General features: G+C 71.3%; 22 protein-coding genes. 11 read left to right on the top strand and 11 right to left on the bottom strand.

What is annotated here, in order from left to right:
• Positions 1 to 34: 34 nt before the first annotated feature.
• Positions 35 to 1,723 (bottom strand): lysine--tRNA ligase, encoded by a 1,689-nt coding sequence (gene lysS, locus Voc01_RS34625; protein ID WP_203931855.1) that lies wholly within the window; start codon positions 1,721 to 1,723, stop codon positions 35 to 37.
• A gap of 52 nt (positions 1,724 to 1,775) precedes the next feature.
• Positions 1,776 to 4,304 (bottom strand): tetratricopeptide repeat protein, encoded by a 2,529-nt coding sequence (locus Voc01_RS34620; RefSeq protein WP_203931854.1) that lies wholly within the window; start codon positions 4,302 to 4,304, stop codon positions 1,776 to 1,778.
• Between the two features lie 142 nt (positions 4,305 to 4,446).
• Between Voc01_RS34620 and Voc01_RS34615 the strand changes: the two genes are divergently transcribed.
• Positions 4,447 to 4,719 (top strand): hypothetical protein, encoded by a 273-nt coding sequence (locus Voc01_RS34615; RefSeq protein WP_203931853.1) that lies wholly within the window; start codon positions 4,447 to 4,449, stop codon positions 4,717 to 4,719.
• 54 nt (positions 4,720 to 4,773) lie between these two features.
• Here the strand turns inward: Voc01_RS34615 and Voc01_RS34610 are convergent, their stop codons facing one another.
• The gene (locus Voc01_RS34610; protein ID WP_203931852.1) at positions 4,774 to 6,372 is read right to left on the bottom strand and encodes a cellulase family glycosylhydrolase; all 1,599 of its coding nucleotides are present in this window, start codon (positions 6,370 to 6,372) and stop codon (positions 4,774 to 4,776) included.
• Positions 6,373 to 6,454: 82 nt separating this feature from the next.
• Positions 6,455 to 7,183, bottom strand: coding sequence for a tyrosine-protein phosphatase (locus tag Voc01_RS34605; RefSeq protein ID WP_203931851.1), 729 nt, complete (start codon positions 7,181 to 7,183; stop codon positions 6,455 to 6,457).
• A gap of 25 nt (positions 7,184 to 7,208) precedes the next feature.
• Between Voc01_RS34605 and Voc01_RS34600 the strand changes: the two genes are divergently transcribed.
• Both Voc01_RS34600 and Voc01_RS34595 read left to right on the top strand, forming a co-directional pair.
• A complete protein-coding gene (locus Voc01_RS34600; RefSeq protein WP_203931850.1) occupies positions 7,209 to 7,988 on the top strand; it encodes an endonuclease/exonuclease/phosphatase family protein in 780 nt (259 codons plus the stop codon).
• 44 nt (positions 7,989 to 8,032) lie between these two features.
• Positions 8,033 to 9,037 (top strand): lysylphosphatidylglycerol synthase transmembrane domain-containing protein, encoded by a 1,005-nt coding sequence (locus Voc01_RS34595; protein ID WP_239160681.1) that lies wholly within the window; start codon positions 8,033 to 8,035, stop codon positions 9,035 to 9,037.
• Here Voc01_RS34595 and Voc01_RS34590 read toward each other — a convergent pair.
• Positions 9,021 to 9,311: a metal-sensitive transcriptional regulator gene (locus tag Voc01_RS34590; protein ID WP_203931848.1), complete on the bottom strand. Its 291-nt coding sequence runs from the start codon at positions 9,309 to 9,311 to the stop codon at positions 9,021 to 9,023. The two genes, Voc01_RS34595 and Voc01_RS34590, sit on opposite strands and share 17 nt — an antisense overlap.
• Positions 9,312 to 9,434: 123 nt before the next feature.
• On the opposite strand from Voc01_RS34590, the gene Voc01_RS34585 reads away from it, so the two are divergent.
• The 3 genes from Voc01_RS34585 to Voc01_RS34575 are packed head-to-tail and all read left to right on the top strand — an operon-like array spanning position 9,435 to position 12,806.
• Positions 9,435 to 9,644 carry a heavy-metal-associated domain-containing protein gene (locus tag Voc01_RS34585; RefSeq protein ID WP_203931847.1) on the top strand — a complete coding sequence of 70 codons (210 nt, stop codon included), beginning with the start codon at positions 9,435 to 9,437 and terminating at the stop codon, positions 9,642 to 9,644.
• A complete protein-coding gene (locus tag Voc01_RS34580) occupies positions 9,641 to 10,576 on the top strand; it encodes a DUF8832 domain-containing protein (protein ID WP_203931846.1) in 936 nt (311 codons plus the stop codon). The genes Voc01_RS34585 and Voc01_RS34580 overlap by 4 nt, the downstream gene beginning before the upstream one ends.
• A gap of 10 nt (positions 10,577 to 10,586) precedes the next feature.
• Positions 10,587 to 12,806, top strand: a complete 2,220-nt coding sequence (locus Voc01_RS34575) for a heavy metal translocating P-type ATPase (protein ID WP_203931845.1) — start codon at positions 10,587 to 10,589, stop codon at positions 12,804 to 12,806.
• 419 nt (positions 12,807 to 13,225) lie between these two features.
• Here the strand turns inward: Voc01_RS34575 and Voc01_RS34570 are convergent, their stop codons facing one another.
• Complete coding sequence (locus Voc01_RS34570) at positions 13,226 to 14,626, bottom strand: Nramp family divalent metal transporter (RefSeq protein WP_203931844.1); 1,401 nt, start codon at positions 14,624 to 14,626, stop codon at positions 13,226 to 13,228.
• Complete coding sequence (locus Voc01_RS34565) at positions 14,586 to 15,464, bottom strand: shikimate dehydrogenase (RefSeq protein ID WP_203931843.1); 879 nt, start codon at positions 15,462 to 15,464, stop codon at positions 14,586 to 14,588. The genes Voc01_RS34570 and Voc01_RS34565 overlap by 41 nt, the downstream gene beginning before the upstream one ends.
• 93 nt (positions 15,465 to 15,557) lie before the next feature.
• On the opposite strand from Voc01_RS34565, the gene Voc01_RS34560 reads away from it, so the two are divergent.
• Positions 15,558 to 16,226 (top strand): TetR/AcrR family transcriptional regulator, encoded by a 669-nt coding sequence (locus Voc01_RS34560; protein ID WP_239160680.1) that lies wholly within the window; start codon positions 15,558 to 15,560, stop codon positions 16,224 to 16,226.
• The gene (locus Voc01_RS34555; protein WP_203931842.1) at positions 16,223 to 18,046 is read left to right on the top strand and encodes a bifunctional sugar phosphate isomerase/epimerase/4-hydroxyphenylpyruvate dioxygenase family protein; all 1,824 of its coding nucleotides are present in this window, start codon (positions 16,223 to 16,225) and stop codon (positions 18,044 to 18,046) included. Before Voc01_RS34560 ends, Voc01_RS34555 begins: the two co-directional genes overlap by 4 nt.
• Here the strand turns inward: Voc01_RS34555 and Voc01_RS34550 are convergent.
• Complete coding sequence (locus tag Voc01_RS34550) at positions 18,002 to 18,970, bottom strand: pectate lyase family protein (RefSeq protein WP_203931841.1); 969 nt, start codon at positions 18,968 to 18,970, stop codon at positions 18,002 to 18,004. The genes Voc01_RS34555 and Voc01_RS34550 overlap by 45 nt on opposite strands.
• 209 nt (positions 18,971 to 19,179) lie before the next feature.
• On the opposite strand from Voc01_RS34550, the gene Voc01_RS34545 reads away from it, so the two are divergent.
• Positions 19,180 to 20,745 carry a pectate lyase family protein gene (locus Voc01_RS34545; RefSeq protein ID WP_203931840.1) on the top strand — a complete coding sequence of 522 codons (1,566 nt, stop codon included), beginning with the start codon at positions 19,180 to 19,182 and terminating at the stop codon, positions 20,743 to 20,745.
• Between the two features lie 43 nt (positions 20,746 to 20,788).
• Here the strand turns inward: Voc01_RS34545 and Voc01_RS34540 are convergent, their stop codons facing one another.
• The 3 genes from Voc01_RS34540 to Voc01_RS34530 are packed head-to-tail and all read right to left on the bottom strand — an operon-like array spanning position 20,789 to position 23,273.
• Positions 20,789 to 21,271 (bottom strand): GNAT family N-acetyltransferase, encoded by a 483-nt coding sequence (locus Voc01_RS34540; protein ID WP_203931839.1) that lies wholly within the window; start codon positions 21,269 to 21,271, stop codon positions 20,789 to 20,791.
• 30 nt (positions 21,272 to 21,301) lie between these two features.
• Positions 21,302 to 22,264, bottom strand: coding sequence for a pectate lyase family protein (locus Voc01_RS34535; RefSeq protein ID WP_203931838.1), 963 nt, complete (start codon positions 22,262 to 22,264; stop codon positions 21,302 to 21,304).
• 1 nt (position 22,265) lies between these two features.
• Positions 22,266 to 23,273: a pectate lyase family protein gene (locus Voc01_RS34530; protein WP_239160679.1), complete on the bottom strand. Its 1,008-nt coding sequence runs from the start codon at positions 23,271 to 23,273 to the stop codon at positions 22,266 to 22,268.
• A gap of 209 nt (positions 23,274 to 23,482) precedes the next feature.
• On the opposite strand from Voc01_RS34530, the gene dinB reads away from it, so the two are divergent.
• Positions 23,483 to 24,670, top strand: a complete 1,188-nt coding sequence (gene dinB, locus Voc01_RS34525) for a DNA polymerase IV (RefSeq protein ID WP_239160678.1) — start codon at positions 23,483 to 23,485, stop codon at positions 24,668 to 24,670.
• 10 nt (positions 24,671 to 24,680) lie between these two features.
• The gene (locus tag Voc01_RS34520; protein ID WP_203931836.1) at positions 24,681 to 25,919 is read left to right on the top strand and encodes a winged helix-turn-helix domain-containing protein; all 1,239 of its coding nucleotides are present in this window, start codon (positions 24,681 to 24,683) and stop codon (positions 25,917 to 25,919) included.
• Positions 25,920 to 26,320 lie beyond the last annotated feature (401 nt).

Here is a 26,320-nt window from a genome sequence, read left to right as displayed (position 1 = left end):
CGATCGTCACCGGATCGCCTTATCGGGTGAATTTCTACGCACTCAGCAACTTGCGGACCCGGTCGGCACCCACCGCCAGCAGCAGCGTCGGCAGCCGTGGGCCCGTGTCGCGGCTCACCAGCAGCTTGTACAGCAGCGCGAAGAACGTGCGCTGCGCCACCTTCAGCTCGGGCGTCGGCTTCGTGTCGAGGGGCAGGCCGAGCCGCGTCTTCGGCACCCCGTAGACCAGCGTGGTGAGCCCGTCGAGCGACCAGTGCGTGTCGAGACCGTCGAGCAGCAGTCGCAGCGACTCGCGCTCCTCCGGTCCCAGCGATGTGAGCAGCGCCACATCGGGCTCGGCCCGCACCTGCGTCCGCTGGTCGGCCGGCACCTGGGTCACGACCCAGTGCTGTGCGCGGTCCAGGCGGGGGCGCACCTCGTCGAGGCTCGTCACCGGGTCGGCCGGGTCGAGGTCGCGCAGGATCCGCAGCGTCTGCTCGGCGTCTCCCGTCGTGACATCGACCACCGACGCGAGCGTGCGGTACGGCACCACCCGGGACGTGAGCGGCAGACGGCCCGCGGCCGTCTCGACGGCGCGGGCGTGCGACGTGACGTCGGCCGGCGCCGCGGTGCCCGCCGGGATCTTGCGCTCCAGCGAGTCCCACTCGTCGTAGAGACGCTGGATCTCCTGGTCGAAGGCCACCTTGAAGGACTGGTTGGGCCGGCGCCGCGCGTACAGCCAGCGCAGCAGCGGCGCCTCCATGATGCGCAGCGCGTCGGCCGGGATCGGCACGCCGCCCTTGGAGCTGCTCATCTTCGCCATGCCGCTGACCCCGACGAACGCGTACATCGGCCCGATCGGCGGCTCGGCGCCGAACACCGCGCGGATGATCTGCGACCCGACCACGAACGACGACCCCGGCGAGGTGTGGTCGACGCCCGAGGGCTCGAACACCACGCCCTCGTAGGCCCACCGCATCGGCCAGTCGACCTTCCACACCAGCTTGCCGTGGTTGTATTCGCTCAACGGGACCGTGTGCGCGTGCCCGCACGCGCAGGTGAACGACAGCACCGTGGACTCGTCGTGGTAACCGGTGACGGTGGTGGCGTCGGTGTTGCACTCCGGGCAGTACGGCTTGTACGGGAAGTAGCCGGCCGCGACCGAGCCGTCCTCCTCGTCGGCGGCTCCGGAGCCCTCGGCGGCGGCCGCCTCGTCCTCGTCGTCGGTCTTGAGGGCGGCCTTCTTCTTCGTGCGGTACTGGCCAAGGATCCCGTCGATCGTGGCCCGCTCGCGCATCGCCAGCAGGATCTGGTCGCGGTAGGCGCCGGACGTGTACATCTCGGTCTGGCTGATCGGGCGGTACTCGATGCCGAGCTCGGCCAGCGCCGTGATGAGCGGCGCCTTGAAGTGCTCGGCCCAGTTCAGGTACTCGCTGCCGGGCGGGGCGGGCACCGAGCTGAGCGGCTTGCCGATGTGCTCGGTCCACGACTGGTCGATGCCGACCGGCACCCGCCTGAGGCGGTCGTAGTCGTCCCAGGAGATCAGGTGCTCACAGGCCACGCCGCGGCGGCGGATCTCGTCGGCGACCAGGTGCGGGGTCATCACCTCGCGCAGGTTGCCCAGGTGGATCGGGCCCGACGGGCTCAGCCCCGACGCGCAGACGATCGGCTTGCCCGGGGCACGCCGCTCCGCTTCGGCGATGACCTCGTCGGCGAAACGGGAGACCCAGTCGGCCTCGGCCATGATCGTCTACCTCCGTGAATACCGTTGGGATGACACAACGGTATAGCGGAGCTCAACCGAGTTCGCGGAGGGTTGCCCGCACCCCGTCGGCGTCGGGCATGCTCAGCTCGGTGAAGATGTCGAGCGCCCGCTCCAGTCTCTTCCGGGCCTCGGCCGTGTCGCCCAACGCGTGATGCGCGCGGCCGAGGCCGGCGTCGGCCCGGGCCAGCTCGTCGCTCGCCTTCATCTCGACGGCCAGGTCGTGCGCCTCGGTGTGGAGGCGCACCGCGTCGGCGGGCTGCCCGGCCGCGAGCATCACCTCGCCCATCGCGTTCAGCGCCCAGGCCTGCCCGTGCCGGTCGCTCAGCTCCCGGTGCATCTGCAGTGACTGCTCGAACGTCTTGACCGCCTCGTCGTGCCGGCCACGGGCCGCGTCGAGACCGCCGATCCAGTCCAGCGTCCAGGCCACGGCGTCCTTCATGCCGAGGTCGCGGAACCCCGAGAGCGCACCGGCGAGATGCTCCTCGGCCTCGTCGAACCGGCCGAGCTTCACCTCGATGCCCCCGAGATCACGTAGCGCCGCCGCGATGCCGTGCCCGTCGCCCTCGGCCCGGAACACCTCCAGGGCCCGCGTGTAGCGCTCGAGCGCGGCCGGCCACATGCCCATGCGCTCCTCGGTGAGCCCGATCGTGAGCAGCGACCGGGCCTCGTTGCCCCGGTCACCGAGGTCCTGGAACAGCGTCAGCGCCTGCTTGTGCCGCTCGATCGCCGACGGTCGGCCCAGCCGCTCCTCCATCAGCCCGAGGTTGCCCAGCACGCGGGCCTGCCCGTCGATGTCGCCCGCGGCCTCGAACAGCGCGAGCGCCGCCTCCAGGTTCTCGCTGGCCTGTTCGAACAGGCCGTGCTGGGAGAGGCTGACGGCGTAGTGGCGGAGCGCGGCCGCCTCGGCCAGCCGGTCGCCGGACCGGCGGGCCGCGTCGCGGGCGTGGCCGTGCACGACCAGCGCGTCGGAGTTCGACGAGCCGAGCAGGTACCGGAACAGCTGCCGCGAGAACAGGGAGGCGTAGTCGGGCCAGCCGTGGTCGGCGGCGTGCACGGCCATGGCCACCAGGGTCGGACGTTCGGCGTCGAGCCAGCGCCTGCCGGCGTCGGCCGCGTCGAACCGCGGCACCGGGGTCGACGGCGGCGCGATCCTCGGGCGCGCGTCCTTGTCGCCGGGCAGCATGACGTCGAGCGCCGCCGCCGCGGCGGCGAGGTAGTAGTCGAACAAGCGGGTCAGGGCCGCCCGGCGGTCGGGTGGCGGGTCCTCGTCGCTGGCCCGGCCGGCGGCGTAGGAGCGTACGAGGTCGTGCAGCGCGTACCGGCCCGGCGCGCTGGTGAGCAGCAGGTGGTTGTGGCGCAGCACGCCCACCAGGTTCGCCGCGCCGGCGAGGTCGGTGCCGGCCAGGGCGGCCGCGGCGTGCAGGTCGGGCTGCTGGCCGGGGTGCAGGGCGAGCAGGCGCAGCAACCGCTGCGCGTTCGGGGGCAGGTGCCGGTAGGACAGGTCGAACGCCAGCTCGACGCCGGTGTCGATGCGCCGCAACTGGTGCCGCTCGTCGAGCCGGTCGGCGTGGTCGGTGAGCGTCCACCCGGGCTTGGCCCGGATGTGACCGGCGATGAGCCCCAGCGCCAGCGGCAGGTGGCCACAGCGTTCGGCGATCCGGGTGGCCGCGTTCGGGTCGGCGCCGACCGGCCCGTCGGGCGCGGCCCCGCGCAGCACCCGGTGCGCCTCGTCCGGGCTGAACACGCCGAGGATCACGTGGGCCGCGGTGCGCAGCCCGGTGAGCGTCCGCCGGCTGGTGACCAGCGTGACCGCGTCGGCGCTGCCCGGCAGCAGCGGCAGCACCTGCTTCTCGTCGGCGGCGTTGTCGAGCACCACGAGCGTGCGCTGGCCGGTGAGCCGCTCGCGGTACGCGGCGGAGCGGGCCGCCAGGTCGTGCGGCATCCGCTGGCCGGGCAGCCCGAGGAGACGGAGGAACCCGTCGAGCACCGCGGCCGGCTCGGCCGGTGGCTGGTCGGGGTGGAAGCCGCGCAGGTCGACGAACAGCACCCGGTCGAACGGTCCGAGCAGCCGACCGAGCTGGACGGCGAGCCGTGTCTTCCCGACGCCCGCCATGCCGGCGATGACGGCGACCGGGTCCGCCGCCCCGCTCAGCGCCGCCCGCAGCGTCTCCTGTTCGCTGTCGCGCCCCGTGAACCCGTCCTCGTGCGAGGGCAGGTTCTCCTGCACGCGAACCTGCGACGCGGCCTGTCCCGAACCGGCCACCACCCGCAGCGCCTGCCGCCACTGCGCCACATAGCCCGGATCGGGGTGCAGCGCCTCGACCACCGCCGTGACGAGATCGATGTTGAGCCGGCGCCGGCCCAGCCGGAAGCAGTCGACCACCGTGGTCTTGCCGGCGAGCTCGCCGGCCGGCCGGCCGGCGGCGGTCCAGGCCCCGTTGACCCGGTCCTTGACGGTCTCGAACGAGGGGTCTCCCGCGAACACCTTCAGCTGACGTAACCGTTCCACCAGGCCGTCGATGGTGCGTGCCTGCCCGGGGTCGGGCGGCTCACTGGGCATGCGTCACTCCGGGGGGTCGGGGACGTTCAGGTTATCCCGTTCGGATTCGGTCGGGATCGATGTGCGTCGACCAGTCGGCCACAGATAGTGAAACCCGGCGGGACCCGACGATCTGGCTATGGAAAGCACGGGGGTGGCCAGCTTGCGGAACCCACCCGCCGAACCGGAAGAGCCGCCACGGGACACCGAGAAACTGCGGGCGACCCTGCGAACGCTCGGTGTCCTGTGGCGGCTCGAGGTGACCTCGTCCGGCCGCCAGGTATTCGTGGGTCTCGTGGGGCAGGCGACGACCGCCAGCGAGATGCGGCGGGTCCAGATCCTCGCGGAAGGCCTGCTCGCCCGCCGGTTCGGGTCGGCGTCCATCGGGCGCTGGCAGCAGATCGGCAAGGCCTGGACCGCGGAGCTCCGCGCCTGAGACGCACGGCGCCGGCCGCCCGGTGGCTGGGCGGCCGGCGTCGTGACCGGGAGGTCAGGTTCGCGTGCAGGTGAGCGTCGGTACCGAGTTGGTCGTGTTGTTCCAGGTGGCCAGGAACCCGAACATGGCGGTGCCGTTCGGGGCGAGGTTCCCGTTGTAGTTGACGTTGCGGACGGTGACGTTGGCGCCGCTGGTGGTCCGCTGGCCGTTCCAGATCTGGGTGATGGCCTGTCCGTTGGCGTAGGTCCAGGTGACCGTCCAGCCGGTGCTGGCCGTGGCGCCGTTGGTGACGATCACCTCGCCGTTGAAGTTGCTGTTCCAGCTGTTGGCGATGCGGTAGGTGGCGGTGCAGCCGTTGTCGCCGTTGCCGCCACCGGCCGGCGTGGTGACGCTGACGGTGCCCGACCGGGCCGACACGTAGCCCGCCGCGTCGCGCGCGCGGACGGCGAACGTGTACGCGGTCGAGGGCGTGAGCCCGGTGAGGACGGCAGAGTTGGTCGTCGTGCTGGCGACGGTGGTCTCGGTGCTGCCCTGTACCCGCACGACGGTGTACCCGGTGACGCCGACGTTGTCGGTCGACGCGGCCCAGGCGAGGTTCACGCCGGTCGAGGTGAGGTTGCTCGCCGTCGGGGTGCCGGGCGTGGTCGGCCCGTCGTAGTCCGGCTCGGTGCCGCCGTAGATGGTGGCCTGGCGGGAGGTCGCCGCGATGCCGTTGGCGCCGGAGATGAACCGGTTGCCCCAGGCCGAGCGGCTGGCCGGGTTGAAGTTCTGCACCATGTCGAGGTATTCGACGCCGCCGCCGTTGCCGCTCCACGACCAGCCCATGTACCCGATGCGGTTGGCCTGGGCGTAGGCCATGATCGCGTCTTCGTCGGGGTTGCCGTCGGAGTGGTTGTCGCCGAACTCGCCGACCACGATCGGCAGGCCGCGGCTGGTGAACGAGGACAGGTACGCCTGCACCTCGGCGGCCGTGTCGAACACGCCGTACATGTGGATGCTGAAGATCGTGTTGCCGGTGGTGTCGGCGGCCTTCACCGTGGGCGCGTTGTCGCGCATGGTGAACGTCCAGTCCTGGCCCCAGTTCGGCGCGTCGACCATGATCGTGTGCTGGAAGCCGGCCGTGCGCAGGCGGCGGATGGCGTTGGCGGTGTCGGTGGTCCAGGCCGCGTAGCCCTGGTTGCCGAACGGCTCGTTGCCGATGTTCAGGATGACGTAGTTCTCCTGGCCGGTCAGCGCGCTCTGCACGCTGACCCAGTAGTCGACGGCCTGCGCCAGCGTCGCGGCGCCGCTCTGCTCGCCGTAGCCGGTGGTGTCGTGCACCTCGAGCACGCAGATGAGCTTGTTCTGCTTGCACAGCGCCACGACGTTGGCGACGTCGCTGGCCGGGCTGGTGCCCCAGCCCCGCTGGCCGCTGCCGAGCACGACCCGCACCGAGTTGGCGCCGGTGGCCTTGATGTTGGCGAACGAGCTGGTCTGCTGCTGGTACCAGACGTGCGCGTGGTTGATCCCGCGCAGCACCAGCTCGGTGCCGTTGGCCTCGACGAGGCGACCGTTGCTGATCCGGATCCCGGTGGCGGCCTTGGCCGGATCGGCGATGACGAACACGGAGAGGAGTAAGGCGAGGGCGCACGCGGCACCCAGTCGTCGTCTCACGACGAACCTCCAGGGGGTGGCAGTGAAGGCATCAGTCTAGGTCGATGTCTGCACCCCATGGAAGCGCTCCCACGCCCGAAAGTTACGCCAGAAGGTGCTCCCGCATCGACTCGACGTGCCCGTCGGTGACGCCGACCGAGCGCAGGTAGTCACGCACCGAACCGTGCCTGGCCCGCAGGTTGTCGAACACCGCCAGCATCGCCTCGCGCGGCACGACCGCCACGCCGTCCAGGCGGCGCAGCGTGTGCTCCGGGTCGCGGGCGGCGTACCAGTTGAGGTTCGCCTCCTCGGCCGGCTCGCTCAGGGCGTAGTCGTCGGCGACGTCGTCGTCGCTCACCCCGAGCAGGTGCAGCGTGAACGCGGCCACCAGGCCGGTGCGGTCCTTGCCGGAGATGCAGTGGAACACCAGGGGCGCCGCGTCGGGGTCGGCCACCAGGCGCAGCGCCTCGCCGATGGCCGGGCCGCCCCGCTCGACCATGTCGGCGTACCGCTCGGCCAGCCAGTCGACGCGCGACTGCGGGTCGGGGAACTCGGTCCACTGCCACTCGGTGTGCACGACGTGGGCGTTCACCCACGCGTAGGTGCCCTCCGCCACGCGTCCCATCCGCTCGACCTCCCGGGGCCGACGCAGGTCGACCACCGTTCTTATGCCGAGGTCGCCGAGGCGGGAGAGGTCCGCGTCGTCGAGGCGGCACAGGTCGTCGGCGCGGAAGAGGCGGCCCCACCGGACGGTGCGGCCGCCGTCGCCGCGGTAGCCGCCGAGATCGCGGAAGTTGAAGACGTTACCGAAGGTGATCGAGCGCTCAGCCACGCCGCCGACTGTACGATCGCCGCCGATGGATCAGCTAACGCTCGCCTCGCTGAACACGCTCGGCCTGCCGCTGCGGGCGAAGGACCTGCCGGCCCGGTACCGGGCCATCGCGGAGTTCTTCGAGACCTCCGACATCGACGTGGTCTGCTTCCAGGAGGTCCTGACCCGCTGGCACCTGCGGCAGCTGCGGCCCGCGATGCCGTCGTTCCGCCACGTGCGGTGCGGGCGCGGTGTGATGGGACCGGCGGGCGGCCTCGTCACGATGTCGCGCCGGCCGTTGGGGCGGGCGCGGTACCACCGGTTCCCCGCGCCGGCAGCGGGCATGTCGCGGGTCGTCCAGGCCAAGTCGCTGTTCAAGGGCTCGCTGGTCACGCGGCTCGACGAGCTGTGGATCGTCAACACCCATCCGATGCCGAACTGGGAGGGCGACTGGTCGGCCGGCAACCGCCACGGCCCGATGCACCGCCAGCAGCTGAACCACCTGGCCCGCGTCGTGGGCCGGCTGGACGGCCCGGTCGTCGCGTGCGGCGACTTCAACATCGCCGCCGGCAGCACCTACCTGGACGACTTCCTCGCCGCCACCGGGCTGGTCGACGCGAACGCCTGCGACCCGACCCCCACGTTCCGGGCCGAGGAGTTCATCGGCCCCGGCGTCCCCGGTCACCGGATCGACTTCATCCTCACCACCCCGTCGGTCACCGCGACCGACCCGGCGCTCATCCTCACCGGGAAGCACCCGTTCCCCACCGGCGCCGCCTACGTCTCCGACCACCTCGGCCTGCGGGCGACGCTGACACCGGGCTGACACCGCGGACGTATGATCATGAATCCGGGGGGAACATGGTCGAAGTGCGGAGCACGACGCCTCGGTGGCGGCTCGCCGTCATCGCGGTGGTCGTCACGATCATCGTGGCCGAGGCGGTCTGGGCGTGGAACGACCTCGTCGAGGCCCTGTCGCAGCTGCGCTCGCCGCATCCCGGTCCCGTGCTGGTGGCGGTGCTCGCCGCCATCGCGTCGATGCGGGCCTACGCGCGCATGCAGCGGCGGCTGCTCCGCAGCGCCGGCATCCACGTGCCGCTCATCCGGCACATCCAGCTCGCGTACGCGGCGCACTCGCTGAGCGTCACGTTGCCGGGCGGTCCGGCGTTCTCCACCACGTTCAACTACCGGCAGATGCGGCGGTTCGGGGCGTCGTCGGGCGTCGCGTCGTGGTGCATCGCGCTCAGCGGCATCCTCTCGGCCACCGCGCTCGCGCTGATCAGCGCCGCCGCCGGCATCGCCGCCGGCGGCACGCCCGCCTGGCCGACGCTCGCCGGTCTGCTCACGGCCGTCGTGCTCATCACGGTCGGGGTGACCCGCATCGCCCGCAACCCCGAGACCCTGCACCGGATCACGCGGGGCGGGCTGGCGGGCGTCAACAAGGTGCGCCGGCGGCCCCGGGAGCACGGCGTCGAGCGGATCACCGGCTTCCTCGACCAGCTGCGCGCGGTGCGGCTCGGGCCGGCACACGCCACCGTCGCGGTGACCTACGCCGTGGCGAACTGGCTGCTCGACGCGGTGTGCCTGTGGATGTGCTGCCTGGCCGTCGGCGCGGAGGAGATCACCACCACGCAGCTGCTGGTGGCCTACTGCGCGGGCATGGCCGCGGCCAGCGTCCCGGTGGTGCCGGGCGGCCTCGGCGTGATCGACAGCGCGCTGATCCTGGGCCTGGTGGCCGGTGGGCTGCCGGGGCACACGGCGATCGCCGCGGTGGTGCTGTACCGCCTCATCAGCCTCGGCTTCATCGTCGGCGCCGGCTGGATCATCTGGCTCCTGATGCGCCGGCGCACCCGGGAGCTCAACCCCGTTTCATGAGCCGGCCGACCGCGGCCATCATCTCGGTGGCCATCTCGTCGGCCCGGCCCTCGGCGGCACCCTCGTGCATGCAATGCCGGGCGTGGCCGTCGAGCAGGCCGAGGGCCACCTTGTCGAGCGCGGCCTGGATCGCCGAGATCTGGGTGAGGACGTCGATGCAGTACCGGTCCTCGTCGACCATGCGTTCGATGCCGCGCACCTGGCCCTCGATGCGACGCAGCCGCGCCTGCAGCTGGTCCTTGGTCGACGTGTAGCCACGGGTAGGTGCGGTCATGCGCCCATGGTACAACCCCCGGGGGGTATTGAACGCCATATCACTGGAGTACCCCCTGGGGGTATGCTACGGTGGTGTTCGCAGGTACCCCACGGGGGTAATCTCCAAGTCCAAGGAGCACCGATGACCACGACGACCTACACGATCAAGGGCATGACCTGCGGCCACTGCGTCAGCGCGGTGAGCGAGGAGCTGGGCCAGCTCGCCGGGGTCCGCGACGTGCGGGTCGACCTGGGCGCCGGCACCGCGACGGTCACCAGCGACCAGCCGCTCGACCCGCAGGCGGTGCGCGAGGCCGTCGACGAGGCCGGTGACTACGAGGTGGTGACGTGAGAACCGCGACGAAGCTCGGCCTCTACGGCGTCGGCCTCGTGGTGGCGTTCACCGGCGCCGTCGGCGCCGGCCGCCTGGCCGGCCCCAGCGAGGAGCCGCCACCGGCCAGCCACGCGGACAGCGGTGGACACGCCGACACGGGCGGCCACGACGAAGGTGCCGGGGCGAAGGTTCCCGGTGGGCTCCAGGTCAGCGAAGCCGGCTACCGCCTGGTGCCGGAGACGGCCGGCCTGCCCGCCGCCTCCGCCGCCGAGTTCCGCTTCCGGATCGAGGGCCCCGACGGCGCGACCGTCACCGCCTTCACCCCGACCCACGAGAAGGACCTGCACCTCATCGTGGTGCGGCGCGACCTCTCCGGCTTCCAGCACGTGCACCCGACCCGCTCGCCCGACGGCGTCTGGTCGATGCCGCTGACGCTCGCCGACCCCGGCCAGTACCGGGTGTTCGCCGACTTCCAGCCGGCCGGCCGCGACGAGGGCCTCACCCTCGGCGTCGACGTCCCGGTCGCCGGTGAGTACCGGGCGCGGCCGCTGCCGCCGGCGGCGCGTACCGCCACGGTCGACGGCTACACGGTCGAGCTGACGGGCGACCTGGCACCCGGATCGTCGAGCAAGCTGACGCTCACCGTGACGAAGGACGGCCGGCCGGTCACCGACCTGCAGCCCTACCTGGGCGCGTTCGGCCACCTGGTGGCCCTACGCGACGGCGACCTCGCCTACCTGCACGTGCACCCGGAGGAGTCGCCACAGGCCGGCCCCGACATCACGTTCCACACCGAGGTCCCCAGCGCCGGGGCCTATCGCCTCTACCTCGACTTCCAGCACGCTGGAAAGGTCCGCACCGCGGAGTTCACCGCGCTCGCCGGAAAGGTCGAGCTTCCGAAGGCGCCAACGGCGCCGGGGCACGACGACACACCGCACACCCACGGGTAAGGAGGACGTCATGGCGCTCCCGCGCGCGGCCACCAGCATCGAGCTCGAGATCGGTGGCATGACCTGTGCCTCCTGCGCCTCCCGCATCGAGAAGAAGCTCAACAAGCTCGACGGGGTCACGGCCAGCGTCAACTACGCCACCGAGAAGGCGACCGTCACGGTCGACGGCACCGGGGTCAGCACCGACGACCTCATCGCCACGGTGGAGAAGACCGGTTATACGGCCGCGCTCACGCGGTCCCGGAAAGAAGCGCAACCCCGCGACGCGCTGGAGGTCCGGCTCTGGATCACCATCGCGCTGACCGTGCCGGTGATCGTGCTGGCCATGGTGCCGGCCTGGCAGTTCGACTACTGGCAGTGGGCGTCGCTGACGCTCGCCGCGCCCGTGATCGTGTACGGCGGCTGGCCTTTCCACCGCGCGGCCGCGGTGAACCTGCGGCACGGCGCGGCCACGATGGACACGCTGGTGTCGCTGGGCACGCTCGCCGCGTTCGGCTGGTCGCTGTGGGCGCTGTTCCTCGGCGACGCCGGCATGCCCGGCATGACCCACCCGTTCCGGCTGGCGGTCGAACGCGGCGCCGGCACCGACGCGATCTACCTCGAGGTCGCCGCGGGCGTCACGATGTTCATCCTGGCCGGCCGGTACTTCGAGGCGCGGGCCAAGCGCCGCGCGGGGTCGGCGTTGCGCGCACTGCTGGAGCTCGGCGCCCGCGAGGTCTCGGTGCTGCGGGACGGGCGTGAGCACCGCCTTCCGATCGACCAGCTCCGGGTCGGTGACCGGTTCGTGGTGCGACCCGGCGAGAAGGTCGCCACCGACGGGGTGGTCGACGAGGGCTCCTCGGCGGTCGACACCAGCCTGGTCACGGGCGAGTCGGTGCCGGTCGAGGTGTCGGTCGGCTCCTCGGTCGTCGGCGCGACGGTGAACGCCGGCGGCCGGCTGGTGGTCCGGGCGACGCGGGTCGGCGCCGACACGCAGCTGGCCCAGATGGCCCGGCTGGTCGAGCAGGCGCAGGCGGGCAAGGCCGAGGTGCAGCGGCTGGCCGACCGGGTCGCGGGCGTGTTCGTGCCGATCGTGATCGCGCTGGCCGTGGCGACCCTCGGCTACTGGGTAGGCGCTGGCAGCAGCTGGTCTGTCGCCGAGGGAGGCGACGGCGACGGCATGACCGCCGCGTTCACCGCCGCCGTGGCGGTGCTGATCATCGCCTGCCCGTGCGCGCTGGGCCTGGCGACGCCCACCGCCCTGCTGGTGGGCACCGGCCGCGGCGCCCAGCTCGGCCTGCTGATCAAGGGTCCCGAGGTGCTGGAGTCGACCCGCCGCGTCGACACGGTCGTCCTCGACAAGACCGGCACGGTGACCACCGGCCGCATGACGCTTGTCTCCGTACTCGCCGACGACGAGCCGCTGGCCCGCCGCCTGGTGGGCGCGGTGGAGTCGGCCTCGGAGCACCCGGTGGCCCGGGCCATCGCGGCCGGCTCGGAGTTCCCTCCCGTGAGCGACTTCCGCAACGTGGAAGGGCTGGGCGTCACCGGCACGGTGGAGGGTCGCGACCTCGTGGTCGGCCGTCCGGGGCTTCTCACAGACCGCGCTCTATCCGTGTCGCCGTCGTTGCGGGCGGCGTTCGACGAGGCGTCGGCCGCGGGCCGCACGGCGGTGCTGGCCGGCTGGGACGGCGAGGCGCGGGCGATGTTCGCGGTCGCCGACGCGGTGAAGCCCGACAGCCGGGCGGCGGTCGCCGAGCTGCGCCGGCTGGGCCTGAAGCCGGTGCTACTCACCGGCGACAACCGCACGGTCGCCGAGGCGGTGGCCGCCGAGGTGGGCATCGACGACGTGATCGCCGAGGTGCTGCCGGCCGACAAGGTCGACGCGGTCAAGCGCCTGCAGGACGAGGGCCACGTGGTCGCCATGGTCGGCGACGGCGTGAACGACGCCGCCGCGCTGGCGCAGGCCGACCTCGGCCTGGCCATGGGCACCGGCACCGACGTGGCGATCGAGGCCAGCGACCTGACCCTCGTGCGCGGCGACCTGACCGCGGCCGCCGACGCCATCCGGCTGTCCCGCCGGACCCTCCGGGTGATCAAGGGCAACCTGTTCTGGGCCTTCGCCTACAACGTGGCCGCCCTCCCGTTGGCCGCGGCGGGCCTGCTGAACCCGATGATCGCCGGTGCGGCCATGGCCCTGTCGTCGGTCTTCGTGGTCACCAACAGCCTCCGCCTCCGCCGCTTCCACTAGCCCCTTCCCCGCCGATCTTGCACTTGTGGCCTCCCCCAAAACGCGACATTTCCGCTAATAGTGGCGGCCACAAGTGCAAGATCGGCGCGCGCCACGACGGCGGCGGACGCCACGGCGACGGCGCGCGCCACGGCTCGCGGGTGCGCACGCGGCTGTCGCGCAGCGTTACCCCCGGTGCTCGCCGCAGCCGGTTCGCCGGAACATCGGCGTCCGGTTCGGTCGGATTCAACGACCTGATACTCCGGGATGATCAACTTCTCTGGAAGAAAAGTGCAGCGTGACTTCACGTTCGTTCCAGAGAAGTTGATCACCGATGCCGGGTCGCCCGGACGAGGGGCTCCACGTTCGTTCCTCGAACAACGACGCTCTATCCAGTGCGGTCCCGCGGGGGCGGACCACACTGGATCGAGCGTCGTCTGTCAGAGCCGCTGGAGCTGGGTCACCACCATGGCCACCGCGAAGAAACCGTAGAAGCCGATCGCGACGATCATGCCGCCGAGCCGCCACCCCCCGAGCCGGATGGCGGCCGGCAGGTCGGCGGTGTTCAGGCGCACCAGCAGGACCGAGTACAGCAGCGTCACCACCGAGGCGGCACAGGTGGAGACGATCAGCAGGCCCAGCGGCTGGGTGAACCCGGCCAGCAGGATCAGCGACCCGAGCACGATCTCGGTCCACACCACGGCCAGGTACAGGCGGGCCTCGGTCCAGCGGGCGGAGCCGGCGAGGTAGTTGCGGCGCAGGAAGTCGGACGCGACCCGGCCGATCACGTCGAGCAGGCCCATCGCGGCGGCCCACAGCGACACCGTGGCGATCGACAGGAACAGCACCTTCAGCCAGTCCCCCACCTGCGCGGCCAGGACGCCGGCCTCGATGCGCAGGAACGACGGGTCGTTCTTCAGGTCGTCGCGGCCGAACAGGGTCTCGTAGGCGAGCAGGCACATGACCGTGATCGTCACGAAGCACACCAGCACGAACGTGGCCAGATGCTCGGCGTTGGCCCGCTTCCACCACACCCGCCAGCGGCCCAGGTTCGCCTCGTCGGTCGGGAACGTGTAGCGGTCGGCGCCGGCCGCCTCCTCGCGGCCGGTGATCGGCGAGATGAGCCGCGGCACGTGCGCGCCCATTCCGTAACGCTTGTCGCGGATCCAGTTGCTCAGCACCAGGTTGTGCACGCCCCCGGCGCCCGCGGCACCGATCGCGCTGAGCAGCAACGTGAACGTGATGCCGGCCGGGATCCGGCCGAACTCCGTCACGGCGGCGGAGGCGCCCTCACCCCAGGTCGACAGCGAGATCACGAAGATGACGGCCACGGCCAGGAAGAACAGGGTCAGCCCGACCTTGATCGCTTCGGCCACTTCCACCGTCCGGTAGACGACCTTGGAAAGTGTCAGCAGGAGGCCGAGGGCGGCCAGGACCCCGACGGTGATCCAGACCGGATCGCCGCCGCCGACGAGGTAGGTGAGGGTGACCGATCCGCTGGTGGCCCAGCCCGGCCAGACGTACTGGAACGCGCCGGCGAGGCAGATGAGGATGCCCCAGCCCTTCCACCAGCGGGAGAACCCGGCGACGACGGTCTGCCCGGTGGCCAACGTGTAGCGCTCGATCTCCATGTTGATGACGAACTGCACGGCCAGCGTGGCGATCGCCAGCCACAGCAGGCCGAGCCCGCCGATCGCGGTCAGGTACGGCCACAGGATGATCTCGCCGGCCGCCATGCCGATGCCGACGGCGACCACGCCCGGGCCGACCATGCGGCGTAACGGCATCGGCTCCGGCAGGTCACGCGATATGGCGGCACGATCGACGGTCTGTTGGCTCATCACGAACTCCAGGGGTGCTGAGCAGCGCCTCGGCGTGGCGCAGCATGCGGGGGGTGTCGGGGGTGCGTCCGGTGAACAGCTCGAACGCGGCGGCGGCCTGGAAGACGCACATCGCCGCGCCGCCGACGGCCCGCAGTCCGCGGGCCCGCGCGGCGACCAGGAGGTCGGTGTCCACCGGCATGTAGATGACGTCGTTGACCCACAGGCTCCGGTGAAGCAGGTCCACCGGCAGGGGAAGGCCCGGATGGGACGCCATGCCCACCGGGCTGGCGTTGACGAGCCCGTCGGCGGCCCGCAGGGCCGGGTCGAGGCGGTCGGGTGCCGACAGGGCGATGCGGTCGGCGTCGAACCGGGCGGCGAGCGCCTCGCCGAGGGCGCCCCTCCGGTCGGGGTCGGGGTCGACCACGGTCAGGTGCCCGACGCCGAGCCCGAGCAGCGCGAAGGCGCAGGCGGCACCGGCTCCGCCGGCACCCAGCAGAACGACCCGGTCGCGGGCGGCGCCGGGGAGGTTCAGCCGGAACGACTCGGCGAAGCCGTGGACGTCGGTGTTGTGCCCGGTGCGGCGTCCGTCGTCGAAGACGACCGTGTTGACGGCGCCGATCTCCCGCGCCTGCGGCGACAGGTCGTCGACGAGCGCGACGGCACGCTGCTTGAACGGGTGGGTGATGTTGACGCCGACGAAGCCGTCCGCCTCCGCCCGCTCGAGGAGCGCGGCGAGGCCCGTGTCGGCGTCGATGAGGGTGTAGGTCAGGTCCAGCCCGTGGCTACGGCCCTCCTGCTCGTGCAGTGCGGGCGAGAGCGACGTTTCGATGCCCGCGCCGATCAGGCCGCACCGCATCCGGCCTCCTCCCGGTTAATGTACGAACTGGTACGTTAGTTATCCGTCGGGGTGCCCGGGCGTGTCAAGGCCCTCCCCCGGCACACTGGTCCGATGGCGCGCACGCGGAAGGACGGGTCGATGACCGTCTCGGCTCCGGAACGGCAACGGGACGCGGAGCGCACCCGCGCCGACATCCTCGAGGTGGCCACCGAGGAGTTCGCCGACAACGGCTACAGCGGCGCCCGCGTCGACGAGATCGCGGCCCGCACCCGCACCACCAAGCGGATGATCTACTACTACTTCGGCGGCAAGGAGCAGCTGTACCTCGCCGTCCTCGAGCGCGCCTACGCCGAGATCCGGGCCGCCGAACGCACGGTCGACGTCGACCACCTCGACCCGGTGGCCGCGATCCGGCGGCTCGCCGAGGTCACCTTCGACCACCACGAGGCGCATCCGGCCTTCATCAAGCTCGTCGGCGTCGAGAACGCCCAGCAGGCGCAGCACATGTCGCACGTGGCCCGGCTCGTCGACCTCAACAGCTCGGCGGTCGACCTGCTGTCGCAGGCGTTGGGCCGCGGGCAACGCGACGGGACGTTCCGCGGCGACGTCGACGCGCTCGACGTCCACATGATGATCAGCGCGTTCTGCTTCTTCCGGGTGGCCAACCGGCACACGTTCGGCGCGTTGTTCGACCGCGACCTGCTCGACCCGGCGACCCGCGAGCGCTACCGCACGATGCTCGGCGAGATGGTGGTCGGCTACCTCCGGCAGTCCACATGAGACGGTCGATCGCGACGGTGTGCCTGTCGGGCACGCTCGACGACAAGCTCGCCGCGGCGGCCGCGGCCGGCTTCGACGGCATCGAGCTGTTCGAGAACGACCTCGTGGTGTCGCCGTGGTCGCCGGCCGAGGTCCGGTCGCGGTGCGCCGACCTCGGCCTGACCATCGACCTGTACCAGCCGTTCCGCGACTTCGAGGCGGTTCCCGCCCGCCTCGACGCGAACCTCGCGCGGGCGTCCCGGAAGTTCGACGTGATGGCCGGGCTCGGCGTCGACCTGATGCTGGTGTGCTCGTCGGTCTCCCCGGACGCCGTCGACGACGACGGGCTTGCCGCGTCGCATCTCCGCCTGCTGGCGACGCGTGCCGCCGACCGCGGGATGCGGATCGCGTACGAGGCGCTCGCCTGGGGACGGCACGTGTCCACCTGGGACCACTCGTGGCGGATCGTGCGGCAGGCCGACCATCCCGCGCTCGGGCTGTGCCTCGACTCGTTCCACGTCCTGTCGCGTTCCACGCCCGTCGACGGCATCGCCGACATCACGCCCGGCCGGATCTTCTTCCTGCAGCTGGCCGACGCACCCCGCATGCGCATGGATGTCCTGCAGTGGAGCCGCCACCACCGGCTCTTCCCCGGGCAGGGCTCGTTCGACCTGCCCGGGTTCGTCGGGCGCGTGCTCGACGCCGGGTACACCGGTCCGCTCTCGCTCGAGGTGTTCAACGACGTGTTCCGTCAGGCGGATCCCGACCGCACGGCCGTCGACGCGATGCGGTCCCTGGTGGCGTTGGAGGATCTCATGGGACGCGGTGAGCGCCTGCCCGCCGCACCGGACCTGGCGGGCTACGCGTTCACGGAGTTCGGCGTCGACGGGCCGGCCGGGTCCGACCTGGCGAAAGCGCTGGCGGGGCTGGGTTTCACGCTGGTCGGGCAGCACCGGTCCAAGCCCGTACAGCTGTGGGAGGAGGGTGGCTGCCGGGTCGTGCTGAACAGCGCCGTCGTCCGTCCACATGCGACGTTGAGCGCTGTCGCGGTCACCTCGGACGATCCCCGACGCTCGACCGCGCGCGCCGCGGCGCTGAAGGCGCCGGCGCTGCCGCGCGAGCACGGGCCGCGCGAGGCCGACCTCACGGCGGTGGCCGCGCCCGACGGCACGTCGGTCTTCTTCACCTCGCGTGGCGACGCGTGGCGCGACGACTTTCTGTCCACAGGGGACAGTGCGGGTGACGGTGCGGGGCTGCTCGCCGTCGACCACGTCGGACTGACGCAGCCGTTCGACCATTTCGACGAGGCCGGCCTGTTCTACCGCGGCGTGCTCGGGCTCGACCGGGTGACGACCGAGGAGTACGCCGCGCCGTTCGGGCTCATGCGGTCACGCGCGTACGCCGACGCGGCGCGCCGCGTGCGCCTCGCTTTGACGGTCGCGCTGCTGCGGCGTGGCGAGTGGGCGCCGGCGGTGGCCGAGCCGCAGCACGTCGCGTTCGCCACGCGCGACATCTTCGCGACCGCGGCGGCCATCGGCACTCCGATGCTTCCGGTGCCCGACAACTACTACGACGACCTCGCGGCACGCTTCGCGCTCACCGACGACCTCGTCGACCGCCTTCGGCGCCACGGCATCCTCTACGACCGCGACGCCTCCGGCGGCGAGCTGTTCCAGCTGTACACGCCCATCCACGGCGGGCGCGTCTTCTTCGAGGTGGTGCAGCGGCGGGGCGGCTACGACGGGTTCGGCGACGCGAACGCGCCCGTACGGATGGCCGCCCATCGCCACAACCGCCTAGATCTTCCCCACCCCGGCGCCGGCGGGAACCGTCGTCGGTAACGTGGCCGGGTTGTCCAGCGTGTAGGAGTACCACTGGCGCGGATCGGCGACCGTGCCCGCGGTCTGCGGTGCGCCGGAGTTCTCGTAGATGTTGCCGCGCTCGACCACGCGGCCCGGGCCGCTCCTGTCATAACCGACGTGGATCGGGTGGGCGACGTTGCGGAAGTAGTTGGCCTCCACCAGAACGCCGGCGTTCTCCGTCGACGCGATCCCGTACAGCGGGTTGTCCCGGTAGTAGTTGTTGTAGACGTGCACGGGGTCACCGAACCGCACGCGCGGGTGCCGCTGGTCGGTGCCGTCGAAGTAGTTGTGGTGGTAGGTCACCTTCAGGTAGCCGACGTCCTGGGTCCAGCTGTCGCTGTGGCCCACCAGCGTCGACTTGCTGTGGTGGTGGAAGTGGTTCCACGACACGGTCACGAACGTCGACTTCCGCTTGATGTCGAGCAGCCCGTCGTAGCCGTTGGACAGGTCGTTGTGGTCGATCCACACGTGATGTGCGGCGTTGGTGACGCTGATCGAGTCGTCCGACGCGTTGACGAACGTGAGGTTGCGGATGATGACGTTGTTGCCCGGCCGGGTGGTGGACCCCAGTTGCAGCCCACCGCCGTCGATCGTGGCGGTCGAGCCGACGCCGATGATGCTCTTGTTGGCCACCACCGTGATCATGTCGTCGAACGTGATCCGACCCTGCACCAGGATCGTGAACGGCGTGTTCCGGCCGGCGTAGTCCGCGAGCTGGGCGGCGGTGGTGACGGTGACGGTCGGTCCGGCCGCTCCCCCGGTGGTGCCGTTCTGGCCCAGGGCGTCGACCGAGGCGAACCCGTCGGCGGTGGCGACTGCGGCTCCGGCCGCTTTCACTGCGACGAGCGTGGATATCGATACGACCACGGCGATGATCGCGGCGGTGAAGGCGCGATGGCGCATGAAGACTCCAGGAATGTGCGGCGGTGGGGGCCTTCCCGGGGCTTGTCCGGACTCTACGAGCGGCCACAGATCGACGTCAATCGACATGGGGATTCCTGCAACAAACCTGCACACGACCCGCCGTTGACACCGTTCGATCGGCCCTCCTAGCGTAGGAAAGGCCTTTCCCGGGGCATTTCAGCAATCCACCGTGCACCGGAGGCACCCCCGTGCGACCAAGACATCTTGCCGGCCTGGCGGCCGTCACCGCCGCCGCGGCCGCGATCCTCATCACCGGTACCGCGAGCGCCGCACCCCTGTTCACCGACGACTTCGAAGACGGCAACACCACCGGCTGGACCCGCTCCGGCGGCAGCTGGTCGGTCGTCACCGACGGCTCCCGCGTGTTCCGCCAGTCGAGCACCAGCAGCGACGCCCGCGCGCTCGCCGGCCAGGGCTCGTGGACCGACTACGCGGCGCAGGCCCGCGTGAAGCCGTTGGCGTACAACGGAAACGCCGTGGGCGTCATCGCCCGGGCGAGCAGCAGCACCAACTACTACGGCTTCAGCGTCAACGGCTCCCAGGGCCGGCTGCTCAAGCGCGTCAACGGAACCGTCACCACGATCGCCACCGGCGCGGTGTCGGTTCCGGCCAACGCCTGGGCGACGCTGCGGTTGGAGGCCGCGGGCAGCACCCTGCGCGGCTTCGTGAACGGGTCGCTCGTGGTATCGGGCGCCGACAGCACGTTCACCAGCGGCCGGCTCGGCGTGCTCGCCACGTCGGCGAGCGCGTCGTTCGACGACGTCACCGCCGAGACCGTGGTGGCGACGCCGCCGAGCTCGCAGCCGCCGACCTCGGAGCCGCCGCCGGTCGACTGTACGGTTCCGCCGCGGATCGTCGGCTTCGCCTCGGTGAACGCGTGGGGCCAGAACGGCACCACGGGTGGCTGCGGCGGCCCGGTCGTCACGGTCTCCGACGCGTCGTCGTTCCTCGCCGCGATCGCCCGGCCGGGCGCGCTCATCATCCAGGTCAACGGGATGATCGCGCTGCCTGGTCCGATGCACGACGTCACCTCCGACAAGACCATCGTCGGTGTCGGCGCGGGGTCCGGCCTCACCGGCGGCGGGCTCAACGTGGGCCTGCCCGTGAGCGAGGTGACGAGCGTGCCCGCGAACGCGGTGCACAACGTCATCATCCGGAACCTCAACTTCCGGAACACCCCCGACGACGCGATCAACGTGCAGATGTTCTCGCACCACGTCTGGATCGACCACAACGACCTGTCCAACGGCTACGACGGCCTCATCGACATCAAGCGCGGGTCGAGCTACATCACCGTGTCGTGGAACCACACCCACGACCACACCAAGAACATGCTGCTGGGTCACGACGACAGCAACGGCGCGCAGGACACCGGCAACCTGAAGGTGACCTACCACCACAACTTCTTCGACCGGACCCCGCAGCGCAACCCGCGCGTGCGCTTCGGCGAGCCCGTGCACGTCTTCAACAACTACTTCGTCTACAACACCGACATCGGCGTGGCGTGCCAGGCAAACGCGGGCTGCGTCATCGAGAACAACGTCTTCGAGAACACCGAGGAGGCGTACGCGATCGACTACGCCGGCCCGCGCGGCCGGATCGTGGCGCGCGGCAACGTGTTCATCGGTGAGAGCGCGCCGGGCACGATCGGCGGCACGGTGCAGGAGCCGTCGACCTACTACTCCTACACCCCCGAGAGCGCCGACACTGTGCGGGCCTCGGTGCTCGCCGGTGCCGGTACCGGTCACATCTGAGCTCGTTCACGTGTGAGGAGGGCCGGTAACGTTCCGGCCCTCCTCACAGCGTCAGCTTGAACCCCTCGTGCGAGCGCACGAACCCGAGCCGCTCGTAGAAGCGGTGCGCGTCGAGGCGCGTGCGGTCCGACGTCAGCTGCACGAGCGCGCAGCCCCGGCGGCGTGCCTCGTCGACCGCCCATCGCATCATCGCCGCACCGAGGCCCCGGCTCCGCAGGTCCTCCGCGACCCGCACCGCCTCGATCTGGGCCCGGCGCGCGCCGCGACGCGCGAGGCCGGGGATGACAGTCAGCTGGAACATGCCGACGACCCGGTCGCCGGTCGCAGCCACGACGAGGAGCTGTGCCGGGTCGGCGTCGATGGCCGCGAAGGCCCGCTCGTACGGCGCGAGGTCGTCGGCGCTGTCGCGCCGCGCGCCGAGCTGGTCGGCGACCAGCAGCCGCACCAGGGTCGGCAGGTCGTCGACGTGCGCCCGGCGCAGCACGACACCGTCGGTCAGCTCAGCGAGAACGGGGGTACCTCCCATGGATGGAAGGTACCCCCGGTGGTGGACCGACTAGATACGGCCGACGCCGGCGCCGGCGCGGACCGCCGCCGGGATGCCGGCCGGACTGTCCACTGTGTACGGGTAGTAGGTCCGCGGCTCGACCACCGAGCCCGCGAGCTCCGGCGTGCCCGACCGCACGAAGATGTTGTTCCGCGCGACGGCCCGGCCCGGGCCGCTGTCGGCGTAGCCGCTCGCCGAGTACACCGTGTACGGCACGTCCTCGAAGTAGTTGCCTTCGACGAGCACGCCCGCGTTCTCCGTCGACGCCACCGCGTAGAGGTCGTTGCCGAGGAAGTAGTTGTTGAGGACGTGCACGGGCTCGCCGAAGCGCACACGCGGGTGCCGCTGGCGGCTGTGGTCGAAGAAGTTGTGGTGGATGGTCACCTTCAGGTGACCCACGTCGGTGCCGGCGGCGCCGTCGGAGTGGCTGATCAGCATGCTCTTGTCGGAGCGGTCGAAGTGGTTCCAGCTGACGGTGACGTAGTCGGCGCCCCGGACGATGTCGACCGAGCCGTCCACAGCGCCGCGGAACGTGTTGTGGTCGATCCAGATGTGGTGCGAGTTCTGGCCGACGTTGATGGCGTCGTCCTCGGCGTCGGTGAACAGGATGTTCCGCACGATCACGTTGTACGACCGGTAGAAGTCCAGGCCGCCGCCGGTGATCTCGGCACCGGGCAGCCCGATGACCGTCTTGTTCGGACGGACGCCCTTCTTGCTCTCGATCCGGATGCGGCCCTGCACCTGGATGACGAGCCGCTCGGTGCTGTCGATGGCGTCGAGCAGCTGGTCGGTGGTCGACACGGTGACCGTGCGGCCGCCGGCACCACCCGTGGTTCCGTTCTGCCCCAACGTGTTCAGCGACGCGAATCCGCGCGGGCTGGTCTCGGCGGCGGCGGCCGGCGTGGCCGCGAGCAGCGGGGAGCCGGCCACGGCCGACAGCGCCGCGAGCTTTCCGAGGGTCCTACGCTCCATGTCAGATCTTCCCCACTCCGGCACCGGCCGGCACGATGGTCGGCACGGCGGACGCCGCGTCGAGGGTGTAGGCGTAGTAGGTCCGCGGCTCGACGACCGTTCCCCGGGTCTCGATCTCGTGGTTGGTGTCGATGAGGATGTTGCCGCGGGCGACGAGCCGGCCGAGGTCACCGCTGAAGTCGACGCGGCCGGGGTTGTTCACGTTCTCGAAGACGTTGTTCTCGACCACGAGGCCGGCGTCCATCGCCGACGCGACGCAGTAGCTCGCGTTGCGGCAGTAGTTGTTGTAGACGTGTACTGGTTCGCCGAAGCGCACGCGCGGGTTGCGTTGGTCGGAGCCGTCCATGAAGTTGTGGTGGTAGGTGACGCGCAGCCGGCCGACGTCCTGGGCGGCGTTGTCGTCGTCGTGGCCGAGCAGGTACGTCTTGTCGTGGTCGTGGGTGCGGTTCCAGCTCACGGTGACGAAGTCGGAGCCGCGCTTGATGTCGACCAGGCCGTCGTCGCCGCAGCACAGGTCGTTGTGGTCGATCCAGATGTGGTGCGAGAACATCTGCACGTTGATGGCGTCGTCGGTCGCGCCGGAGAACGACAGGTTCCGGATGATGATGTTGTGGACCGCGTTCGCCGGTGGCGAGGTCACGTTGTCGTTCACGGGCGGGCCGATGGTCAGCCCGCCGCCCTGGATCCGGGCCGTGGCACCGACCCCGATGATGGTCTTGTCGGACGACACGTTGTACATGCCGTCGCTGGTGCCGGTCGGCAGCGTGATGGTCCCCTGTACCCGCACGACGCGCGGCCCGGTGGCGACGATCGCGGCGATGAAGTCGGTGGCGTTGGTGACGGTGACCGTCGGTCCACCGGCGCCGCCGGTGGTTCCGTTCTGCCCCAACGCGTTCACGGCGGCGAAGCCGGTCGGCGCGGAGTCGGCCGCGGCCGCGGCGGGCGGGTGGAGGGCGAGGCCCGCCGCGACGAGCGCGAGAGCGGCGGACGCGGCGATGGTTCGTCTCACGGGTGTCCTCCTCGGGGGCACGCAAGCGGAAGCGCTGGAACAGGCGGGTTCCAGGCTGCTCAATGGGCTGCTCGATGAGGTGAAATGCCTGAGGAAAGGCCTTTCCTCGGACATTAGGAACGCGTGTCCGACAAGTCAATAAACATCGACGTGCAGGAATGTTGCAGATCTTCGTGACGAATTAGAACAGGTGTGCGATCATCTGCGTCGTGGACGCGTCGATCCTGCATGCCGACCTCGACGCCTTCTATGCGTCCGTCGAGCAGCGCGACGATCCGCGTCTGCGCGGCCGGCCGGTCATCGTCGGCGGCGGGGTCGTGCTCGCCTGCAGCTACGAGGCGAAGGCGCGCGGGGTCCGCACGGCGATGGGCGGGCGGCAGGCGATGGCCCTGTGCCCGCACGCGGTCGTGGTGCCGCCGCGCATGTCGGCCTACTCCGCGGCCAGCAGGGCGGTGTTCGAGGTGTTCCGCGACACCACGCCGATGGTCGAGGGCCTGTCGATCGACGAGGCGTTCCTCGACGTGGGCGGGCTGCGTCGCATCGCCGGGCCGCCCGTCGGGATCGCCGAGAAGCTGCGGCGAGACGTGCGTGAGCGGGTCGGTCTGCCCATCACGGTCGGGGTGGCCCGCACCAAGTTCCTGGCCAAGGTGGCCAGCGGCGTCGCGAAGCCCGACGGGCTGCTCCTCGTGCCGCCCGACGGCGAGCTCGAGTTCCTGCACCCGTTGCCGGTCGAGCGGCTGTGGGGCGTCGGGCCGGTCACGGCCGGCAAGCTGCGCGAGCGGGGCATCGTCACGGTCGGCCGGGTCGCCAACGTGGGGCTGGCGGCGCTGGTCTCGATGCTGGGCGCGCACACGGGCCGGCACCTGCACGCGCTGGCCACCGGGAAGGACCCGCGCCGCGTCGAGGTCGGCCGCCGTCGGCGGTCGATGGGTGCGCAGGCGGCGATCGGACGACGTCCGCGCTCGCAGGCCGAACTGGAGGCGATCCTGGCCGCGCTGGTCGACCGGGTGACCCGGCGGATGCGGGCCGCCCACCGGGTGGGGCACACGGTCACCATCCGGCTGCGCTTCCACGACTACCGCACGCGGGTCACGCGGTCGCACACGCTCGTGCAGGCGACCTCGCACACGCCGACGGTGCTCGACGCTGCCCGCCGCCTCCTGGTGGCCGCCCGTCCGCTCATCGAGGAGCACGGCATCACGCTCGTCGGCGTCGCGGTGAGCAACCTCGACGACGACAGCGCGGTCCAGTTGGCCCTGCCCCTCGACGCCCACGCCGGCACGAGCCTCGACGCCGCGGTCGACGCGGTCCGTGACCGGTTCGGCTCGCGCGCGGTCACCCGGGCGGCGATGGTGGGCCGCGACCTTGCCCCTGCGGTGCCGCTGCTGCCGGACTAGCCTGCGTGGGATGGACATCTCGGGGCCGCAGGCGCGCAGGATCGCGTTGCACGCGCAGGGTTTCGGCAGGGCGCGGCCGGCCAGGCCGACGTCGAGACATCTACGGGACGTGGTGCGCCGGCTGGGCGCGGTGCAGATCGACGCGGTCACCGTGCTCGTGCGCGCGCAGTACCTGACGCTGTACTCGCGGCTCGGCCCGTACCCCACGCGCCTGCTCGACGACCTGATGTACAAACGCCATGAGGCGTTCGAGTACTTCGGACACGCGGCGTCGATCCTGCCGATCGAGTTCCACCCGCTGGTGCGCTGGCAGATGGACCGGTACGAGAAGAGCAAGTGGTGGCTGGGTCTCGTCGAGCGGCTGGACCGGGAGCGACCGGGCTACCTGCACGCGGTCCAATCGGAAGTGGACCACCGCGGCCCGCTGACCTTCACCGAACTCGCCGACCCCGCCCGCCGCGAACGCGACCTCAGCCGGTACGCGGAGTCGACGGTGCTGTGGGACAGCCTGTCCGACGGCAAGTCAGCCCTCGACGGCCTCTTCAACTGCGGGCGGCTGGCCGCAGCCGGCCGGAAGAACAGCCAGCGCCAGTACGACCTCACCGAACGCGTGATCCCGGCCGACGTCCTGGCCCTGCCGACCCCTACCGAGGAGGAGGCGCAGCGGGCGATGGTCCTGCACGCGGCCACCGCCCTCGGGGTGGCGACCGCCAAGGAGATCGGCTACTACTTCTTCGTCTCCACGGTGATCACCCACGTGCGGGCGCCGGTGATCCGTGCCCGCATCGCCGAACTGGTCGAGGCCGGTTCGCTGGAACCCGTGCGCGTGGAGGGCTGGCGCGACCAGGCCTACGTGCCGACGGCCGGCGTGCCGAGCGGCCCGGTGCGGGCCCGCACCCTGCTCTGCCCGTTCGACTCCCTCCTCTTCGAACGCGACCGGGTCGAGCGCCTGTTCGGTTTCCGGCACAGCTTCGAGCTGTACGTGAAGCCCGAGAAACGCGCGTACGGCTACTACGTGCTGCCCTTCCTGCTGGGTGACGAGCTCGTGGCCCGTGTGGACCTGAAGGCCGACCGCCCCCACGGGACGCTCCTCGTGCAGGCCGCCCACGCCGAACCCGGACGGGCGACCGGGGAGGTGGCCGCGGAACTGGCGGAGGAGCTGCGGACCCTGGCATCGTGGCTGGCGCTCGACACCGTCGAGGTAATCGCACGAGGCGATCTGGCCCCACTACTGGACGACGCCCTCTGACACCACCACCGCTCGCCGCCACCGCTCCGCGCTCCGCCACGCGCTGCGCTCCGCGCTCCGCGCTCCGCCACGCTCTGCCAAGATCGCGATCCCAGGAAGCAACCTGGAGCGTGGCTCCACCTTCTTTCCGCGGACGGCGATCAAGAAGCACCCCGACGGCCCGCCGTACCCTGCCCGCGCGCTCTGCCCGCGCGCTCTGCCCGCCGCCCCTACCGCAGCCGCGCCTCTACCCGGCACCCTGCCGCCACACCTCCGCCCCGCGCGCCCAGCCCGTCGCCACGCCCAGCCCGCCACCACGCCGCCACCCCGCAGGCCCCGCCGCCACTCCAGCCCGCCGCCACACCTCCGCCCGCCGCTCCCGGCCCGCCGCCACGACCCCCTCCGGCCGCCGCACTCCGCCG

The organism is Virgisporangium ochraceum (assembly GCF_016863655.1).
GTDB lineage: Bacteria > Actinomycetota > Actinomycetes > Mycobacteriales > Micromonosporaceae > Virgisporangium > Virgisporangium ochraceum.
Note: the sequence above shows the minus strand (reverse complement) of the source record. Positions and strands in the feature narration are given on the sequence as shown.

Bases quoted from the DNA above. Each gene is read 5' to 3' on its own strand.
- Voc01_RS34590 (WP_203931848.1), bottom strand. From the start codon at position 9,311: ATGACCGCACCTACCCGTGGCTACACGTCGACCAAGGACCAGCTGCAG.
- Voc01_RS34565 (WP_203931843.1), bottom strand. From the start codon at position 15,464: ATGCGGTGCGGCCTGATCGGCGCGGGCATCGAAACGTCGCTCTCGCCC.
- Voc01_RS34520 (WP_203931836.1), top strand. From the start codon at position 24,681: ATGGACATCTCGGGGCCGCAGGCGCGCAGGATCGCGTTGCACGCGCAG.
- Voc01_RS34550 (WP_203931841.1), bottom strand. From the start codon at position 18,970: ATGCGCCATCGCGCCTTCACCGCCGCGATCATCGCCGTGGTCGTATCG.
- Voc01_RS34570 (WP_203931844.1), bottom strand. From the start codon at position 14,626: ATGAGCCAACAGACCGTCGATCGTGCCGCCATATCGCGTGACCTGCCG.
- Voc01_RS34585 (WP_203931847.1), top strand. From the start codon at position 9,435: ATGACCACGACGACCTACACGATCAAGGGCATGACCTGCGGCCACTGC.
- Voc01_RS34540 (WP_203931839.1), bottom strand. From the start codon at position 21,271: ATGGGAGGTACCCCCGTTCTCGCTGAGCTGACCGACGGTGTCGTGCTG.
- Voc01_RS34555 (WP_203931842.1), top strand. From the start codon at position 16,223: ATGAGACGGTCGATCGCGACGGTGTGCCTGTCGGGCACGCTCGACGAC.
- Voc01_RS34560 (WP_239160680.1), top strand. From the start codon at position 15,558: ATGGCGCGCACGCGGAAGGACGGGTCGATGACCGTCTCGGCTCCGGAA.
- lysS (WP_203931855.1), bottom strand. From the start codon at position 1,723: ATGGCCGAGGCCGACTGGGTCTCCCGTTTCGCCGACGAGGTCATCGCC.
- Voc01_RS34535 (WP_203931838.1), bottom strand. From the start codon at position 22,264: ATGGAGCGTAGGACCCTCGGAAAGCTCGCGGCGCTGTCGGCCGTGGCC.
- Voc01_RS34575 (WP_203931845.1), top strand. From the start codon at position 10,587: ATGGCGCTCCCGCGCGCGGCCACCAGCATCGAGCTCGAGATCGGTGGC.
- Voc01_RS34600 (WP_203931850.1), top strand. From the start codon at position 7,209: ATGGATCAGCTAACGCTCGCCTCGCTGAACACGCTCGGCCTGCCGCTG.
- Voc01_RS34620 (WP_203931854.1), bottom strand. From the start codon at position 4,304: ATGCCCAGTGAGCCGCCCGACCCCGGGCAGGCACGCACCATCGACGGC.